This is a genomic window from Kitasatospora sp. NPDC057692, from assembly GCF_042799475.1.
Classification (GTDB): domain Bacteria; phylum Actinomycetota; class Actinomycetes; order Streptomycetales; family Streptomycetaceae; genus Kitasatospora.
Genome location: NZ_JBHVIV010000006.1, coordinates 189,011 through 195,120 on the forward strand (window position 1 = coordinate 189,011; position 6,110 = coordinate 195,120).

The 6,110-nt window shown below is 75.2% G+C and carries 6 protein-coding genes and 1 pseudogene; 6 read left to right on the plus strand and 1 reads right to left on the minus strand.

Annotated elements, in window-relative coordinates; all coding sequences use genetic code 11:
* The first annotated feature begins 40 nt into the window (after positions 1-40).
* From ACFVFS_RS06125 to ACFVFS_RS06150, 6 genes are all read left to right on the plus strand, one after another.
* A complete protein-coding gene (locus ACFVFS_RS06125; RefSeq protein WP_380620653.1) occupies positions 41-1,300 on the plus strand; it encodes an MFS transporter in 1,260 nt (419 codons plus the stop codon).
* Positions 1,301-1,369: 69 nt separating this feature from the next.
* A complete protein-coding gene (locus tag ACFVFS_RS06130) occupies positions 1,370-2,566 on the plus strand; it encodes an acetoin utilization protein AcuC (protein WP_380620655.1) in 1,197 nt (398 codons plus the stop codon).
* A gap of 251 nt (positions 2,567-2,817) precedes the next feature.
* Positions 2,818-3,027, plus strand: a complete 210-nt coding sequence (locus ACFVFS_RS06135; RefSeq protein ID WP_045937940.1) for a helix-turn-helix domain-containing protein — start codon at positions 2,818-2,820, stop codon at positions 3,025-3,027.
* A gap of 190 nt (positions 3,028-3,217) precedes the next feature.
* Positions 3,218-3,316 carry a 30S ribosomal protein bS22 gene (locus tag ACFVFS_RS06140; protein WP_003948845.1) on the plus strand — a complete coding sequence of 33 codons (99 nt, stop codon included), beginning with the start codon at positions 3,218-3,220 and terminating at the stop codon, positions 3,314-3,316.
* Between the two features lie 151 nt (positions 3,317-3,467).
* Complete coding sequence (locus tag ACFVFS_RS06145; protein ID WP_380620657.1) at positions 3,468-4,574, plus strand: NAD-dependent epimerase/dehydratase family protein; 1,107 nt, start codon at positions 3,468-3,470, stop codon at positions 4,572-4,574.
* 6 nt (positions 4,575-4,580) lie between these two features.
* The gene (locus ACFVFS_RS06150; RefSeq protein WP_380620659.1) at positions 4,581-5,594 is read left to right on the plus strand and encodes a lysophospholipid acyltransferase family protein; all 1,014 of its coding nucleotides are present in this window, start codon (positions 4,581-4,583) and stop codon (positions 5,592-5,594) included.
* A 124-nt stretch (positions 5,595-5,718) separates the two neighbouring features.
* Here the strand turns inward: ACFVFS_RS06150 and ACFVFS_RS06155 are convergent.
* Positions 5,719-6,110, minus strand: a pseudogene (locus ACFVFS_RS06155) (hypothetical protein); the annotation flags it as partial.

The following is a 6,110-nucleotide window of genomic DNA, read 5'->3' on the forward strand; positions in this document are numbered from 1 at the left end:
TCGCCTCACCACCGCCGTACCGGCCAGTAGCGAGGTGCATGTGCGAACCGAGGACGCCGACCACGCCGATCGTCCCGCGAACCCGGCGATCACGCCCGGCCTCCGGGCCGGGCGGGCCGCGCTGGCCGCGGGCTTCCTGCTCCAGGGCGTCACCTTCGCCCTGCTGGTGACCTGCATCCCGGAGATCCAGGACCGGTACGGGCTGAGCGACGCGCTGCTGCCGCTCTTCCTGGCCGCCGTGCCGGTCCTGGCCGGCGTGGGGTCGATCGCCTCCGAGCGGCTCGTCCGCCGGACCGGCGCGCGGGCCGTGCTGCGGGTGGTCCAGCCGGCCGTCTGCGTCACCCTGGCCGCCGTCGGCCTCGGCGACGCGCTCTGGCAGCTGGCGCTCGCCCTCGGCGCCTTCGGGCTGCTGGTCGGCGCGCTGGACGCCAGCATGAACATGCTCGGGGTCGGCCTCCAGCACCGCTTCGGCCGCTCCGTGATGCTCGGCTTCCACGCCGCCTTCAGCCTCGGCGGCATCCTCGGCGCGGCCGTCGCCGGCCTCGGCGCGCACTACGACCTCGGCCTGCCGGTGCTGTTCGGGACGGCGGCCGCGGTGATCGCCCCGATGGCGCTGCTGGCCGGCCGTCGGCTCGCCGGGCCCGCCGAGCTCGGCGACGCCGTCCGGGAGGCCGCCGAGGCCGCCGCCCGGACGATCCCCTGGCGCCCGCTGCTGCCGCTCTGCCTGGCGATGGCCTTCGCGTACATCGCCGACGCCTCGGTCTCCAACTACAGCGTCAAGTACCTGACCGACGGGCTGGACAGCCCCGAGGACGTCGCCAAACTCTCCTACCTCGGCTACATGGTGGCGATGCTGCTCGGCCGGGCGCTCGGCGACCGCGCGGTGCAGCGCTGGGGCGCCGTCCCGGTGGTGCGCGGCGGCGCCGCCCTGGCCGCGCTCGGCTTCGCGGCGGCCGCCGCCGCGCCGGGCGCCTGGGCCGGGATCGCCGGGTTCACCGTGCTGGGCCTCGGGATCTGCGCGATCATCCCGCAGGTCTTCGCGGCCGGCGGACGGCTCTTCCCGGCGGACTCGGACGCCGCCGTGGCCCGGCTCAACCTGTTCAACTACGTCGGCTTCCTGATCGGTTCGCCCCTGGTGGGCGCCCTGGCGGACGCGAGCTCGTACCGCTGGGCGCTGCTCGCACCGATGCTGCTGGTGCTGGCCGTCCTGCCGCTCGCCGACCGCTTCGCCCCGACCCCGGCCCCCGCGGTCCCGGCCCCGGCGCCCGCGCCGACGGGGGCCGACCGGGCCGGGGCCTGACGCCCGTACCACCGGCGTTCAAGGACCCGTTGCCCGGCCGGGCCGCCCCCACCCACTACGGTGGACGCCATGCCCGAAGCCGAGCGTGACACCTCCTGCGGCCTGCACCTCTTCTGGGACGAGGAGGTCACCGCCTACGACTTCGGCCCGGGCCACCCGATGGACCCGACCCGGCTGGCGCTCACCATGCGCCTGGTGGAGGATCTCGGCCTCGCCGCCGGACCGGGTGTCACCGTCCGCTCCGCGCCGCCCGCCGGCGAGTCCACCCTGCGCCTGGTGCACACCGCCGCGTACGTCGAGGCGGTCAAGTACGCGGCCGCCCACCCCGAGCGGCAGGACGTGCGGCACGGCCTCGGCACCGACGACAACTGGGCCTTCCCCGCCGTCCACTCCGCCTCCGCGCTGATCGCCGGCCAGTCCGTCGCCGCCGCCGAGGCCGTCTGGCGCGGCGAGACCCCGCACGCGGTCAACTTCGCCGGCGGCCTGCACCACGCCATGCCCGACCGCGCCTCCGGCTTCTGCGTCTACAACGACCCGGCGCTCGCCATCGCCCGGATGCTCGAACTCGGCGCCGAGCGGATCGCCTACGTCGACGTCGACGTCCACCACGGCGACGGCGTCCAGGAGGCCTTCTGGAACGATCCCCGGGTGCTCACCGTCTCGCTGCACGAGCACCCCGCCACCCTCTTCCCGCAGACCGGCTGGGCCACCGAGACCGGCGGCCCCGGCGCCGAGGGCTCCGCCGTCAACCTCCCGCTGCCGGCGGGCACCGGCGACACCGGCTGGCTGCGCGCCTTCCACGCCCTGGTGCCCGAGCTGCTCGCCGCCTTCCGCCCGCAGGTCATGGTCACCCAGCACGGCGCCGACACCCATCTGGAGGACCCGCTCGCCCACCTCGCGGTCACCGTGGACGCCCAGCGGGCCATCGCCCAGGAGCTGCACGCGCTGGCCCACGAGCACGCCGACGGCCGCTGGATCGCCCTCGGCGGGGGCGGCTACGCGGTCGTCGACGTCGTCCCGCGGACCTGGACCCACCTGGTCGCCACCGCGGCCGGCCGCCCGGTCGACCCGGCCACCGAGACCCCCGAGTCCTGGCGCGCCGAGGTCTACCGGCGCACCCGCCGCCCGGCCCCGCTGCGGATGACCGACGGCGCCCGTCCGGTCTGGCGGGACTTCGACGCGGGATACGATCCGGCGGACCGCCTCGACCAGGCGATCCTGGCCACCCGCCGCGCCGTCCTGCCGCACCACGGCCTGATGCCCTGACCCGGGCGGCCGAACCGGTGCCACCGCTTGTGAAGACCTGGTGCGCGGTCGCGTTCCGTGCGCACGCCGACTAGTGCAGACCGCCGATCGGCTACGTACTGCAACGGACTTATCCCTCACCGTACGAGGACTGCGCTTCTCCCTCTTCCCACTGGTACCACCCATAACTACTCTGGGGATACACGTGTGCCGGTGGAGTCACCGGAGGGGAAGCCGGTGCCTTGCACACGGGTAAGGGTCGGGTGATGGTCATGAGTTCCGGCGAACGCCCCTTGCAGGACGTCGTCTTCCTGACCGTGGCCGAGGTGGCCGCGGTCATGCGGGTCTCCAAGATGACGGTCTACCGGTTGGTGCACAGCGGTGAGCTGCCCGCCATCCGGGTCGGCCGCTCGTTCCGGGTGCCCCAGCAGGCAGTGCACGAGTACCTCAAGGAGTCCTACGTGCGGCTTGAGAGCGCGTAGGCGGGCCGGTCCGGGTACGGGGTCCACCACGGTGGACCCCGTGTCCGTTCGCCCCGGATTCGCCTTGAGTTCGCCCGCCTCGGGGAGCGCGATTACGGCCCTGGGCGTGTGGAATGTAGGCTAGGCCCTCCGTCAGTCGTATGGACTCCGTCTCTCACGGGCGAGAGTCTCAGTGAGCGAGGGTTGTTCCGTGGGCTCTGTCATCAAGAAGCGTCGCAAGCGTATGGCCAAGAAGAAGCACCGCAAGCTTCTGAAGAGGACCCGCGTTCAGCGTCGCAACAAGAAGTAAGCGCCCCCGGGCCGCGCCTCGCGCGCCCAGCGCTTCGCACCGCCCGCCCCGGCCTCCACGGCCTGGGCGGGCGGTGTCGTTTCCCGGCCCGCAAGGGTGGCGCGGTACGGTGCACGCAGGCCTCCCGGGCCGAGGAATGGGGTGCAGCGCTGTGGGAACGGTCGTGCTCGTCACCGGCGTGGCCCGTCACCTCGGCGCCCGCTTCGCCGCCGAGCTGCGCCGCCGGCCGGGGGTGGACCTGGTGGTCGGCGTGGACGTGCAGCCGCCGCGCCCGGCGCTGCGCGCGCTCGCGGAGCCGGACGGGCCCGCCGCGCCGTACCGCTTCCACCAGCTCGACCTGCGCCGCCCCGCCGTGGCGCGGGTGATCGCCGAGCACGGCGTCGACACGGTCGTCCACCTCGCGGTCAGCGCCACCGGCCTGGGCTCCACCCACCGCTCCGCGGTGAAGGAGTCCAATGTGATCGGCACCATGCAGCTGCTCGGCGCCTGCCAGAAGGCGCCGGGGGTGCGGCGGCTGGTGGTGAAGTCGACCACCGGCGTCTACGGCTCGGCGCCGCGCGACCCGGCGGTGTTCACCGAGCGGACCCAGCCGAAGGTGCTGCCGGGCGGCGGCTTCGCCAAGGACGCCGTCGAGGTGGAGGGCTACGTCCGCGGCTTCGCCCGGCGCCGCCCGGACGTCGCGGTCACCGTGCTGCGGTTCGCCAACATCGTCGGCCCGGGCGCCGACACCCCGCTGAGCGACTACTTCGCGCTGCCGGTGCTGCCGACCGTCCTCGGCTACGACCCCCGGCTGCAGTTCGCCCACGAGGACGACGTGGTCGAGGTGCTCTGCCGGTCCTCCTTCCCGGCCGGGCCGGGCACCGTGAACACCGGCACCTTCAACGTCGCGGGGGAGGGCGTGCTGCTGCTCTCCCAGTGCGCCCGCCGGCTGGGCCGGCCGACCCTGCCGCTGCTGCTGCCCGCCGTCAGCTGGATGGCCGGGCTGGCCCGGCAGACCCGGCTGGTCGACGTCTCGCCCGAGCAGCTGCGGCTGCTGACCCACGGCCGGGTGGTGGACACCGCGCGGCTGCGCGAGGCGTTCGGCTACCGCCCGGCGTTCACCACCCCGGAGGCCTTCGCGGACTTCGCCGCCGCGCAGTCGCCGGGCCTGCTGCCGCCGCGGCGGCTGACCGCCGTCACCGACGGCCTGGCCGCGCTGCTGGCCGGGCCCGCCGCCGGTGCCGCCACCTCCGCCCGACCGCACCGACCCAGGAGCTGAACCCGCATGAGTGCCGCCGCCGAGAACGCGCCGGGCGAGGCGAAGGTCATCCCGATCGAGTCCGCCCCGAGCTGGACCGAGCCGCCGGCCGGCGGCCCCGGCCTGGCCGACCGGGTCGCCGACGCCGTCGGCGGCGCGCTGGCCGGGCGGCTCGGCGCCGCCGCGACCCAGGCGTTCGGCAAGGGCTGGGAGGACCGGGCGGCCGACGGCCTGTCCTTCCTGCGCCGCCGGATCACCGGCGACTACGAGGTCGACGAGTTCGGCTTCGACCGGGAGCTCACCGAGGAGGTGCTGCTCGGGCTGCTGCGGCCGCTGGCGGAGAAGTACTTCCGGGTGGAGGTGCGCGGGATCGAGAACATCCCGGCCGAGGGCGGTGCGCTGATCGTCGCCAACCACTCCGGGACGATCCCGCTGGACGCCCTGATGACCCAGGTGGTGATACACGACCACCACCCGAACCGGCGGCACCTGCGGATGCTCGCCGCCGACCTGGTGTTCGTGCTGCCGGGCGTCAACGAGCTGGCCCGCAAGGCCGGGCACACCCTGGCCTGCAACGAGGACGCCCGGGCGCTGCTGGAGCGCGGCGAGCTGGTCGGGGTCTGGCCGGAGGGCTTCAAGGGGATCGGCAAGCCGTTCGCCGAGCGGTACAAGCTGCAGCGGTTCGGCCGGGGCGGCTTCGTCTCCTCGGCGCTGCGGGCGGGGGTGCCGATCGTGCCGTGCTCGATCGTCGGGGCGGAGGAGACCTATCCGATGATCGGGAACCTCAGGACGGTGGCCCGGTTGCTGGGCCTGCCGTACGTGCCGATCACGCCGACCTTCCCGTGGCTGGGGCCGCTAGGGGCGGTGCCGCTGCCGACCAAGTGGATCATCGAGTTCGGCGAGCCGATCGCCACCGACCGGCACCCGGCGGAGGCGGCGGACGACCCGATGCTGGTCTTCGACCTCGCGGACGAGGTGCGGGAGACCATTCAGCACACGCTCTACCAGCTGCTGGTGCAGCGGCGGTCGGTGTTCTTCTGACGGCCCGCCCGGGTCGGCCGAGCACCCGGATCGGCCCGCCCGGGTGCGCCTCCCGGGCCGACCGACGCGGGCGGGCCCCGGCGGACAGGGTGTCCGCCGGGGCCGTGCCGTCCTCCTGGGCCCGTCAGCCGCCGAGGATCCGCAGACCGGGCAGCAGGCCCGGGATCAGCGGGGGCACCTCGACGCCCTGCTGGGCGGCATCGCCGCTCGCGGCGCTCGGTGTCCCGCCCGGTGCGGCCGGGGACTGGTCCGGCGCCGGCGCCGGGGCGGCGGCGTCCGCGCTGGGCGAGGGCTTGGCGCCGGTGAGCCCGTTGGTGAGGTCGTCGACCAGTCCGCCGACCGGGGCCGGGACGAGGTTGCCCGGGCCGCCCGTGAGCGGTGCGGCCGGCGCGGCGGGGGCCGCCGGGGCGGCGGGGACGCCGCCCTGGGGCGGGACCTGCGGGGCACCGCCCGGCCTGCCGCCGACCGCGCCGCCCGCCGGGCCGCCGGTGGCGGCGCCCTGGGTGGCCGCCTCGC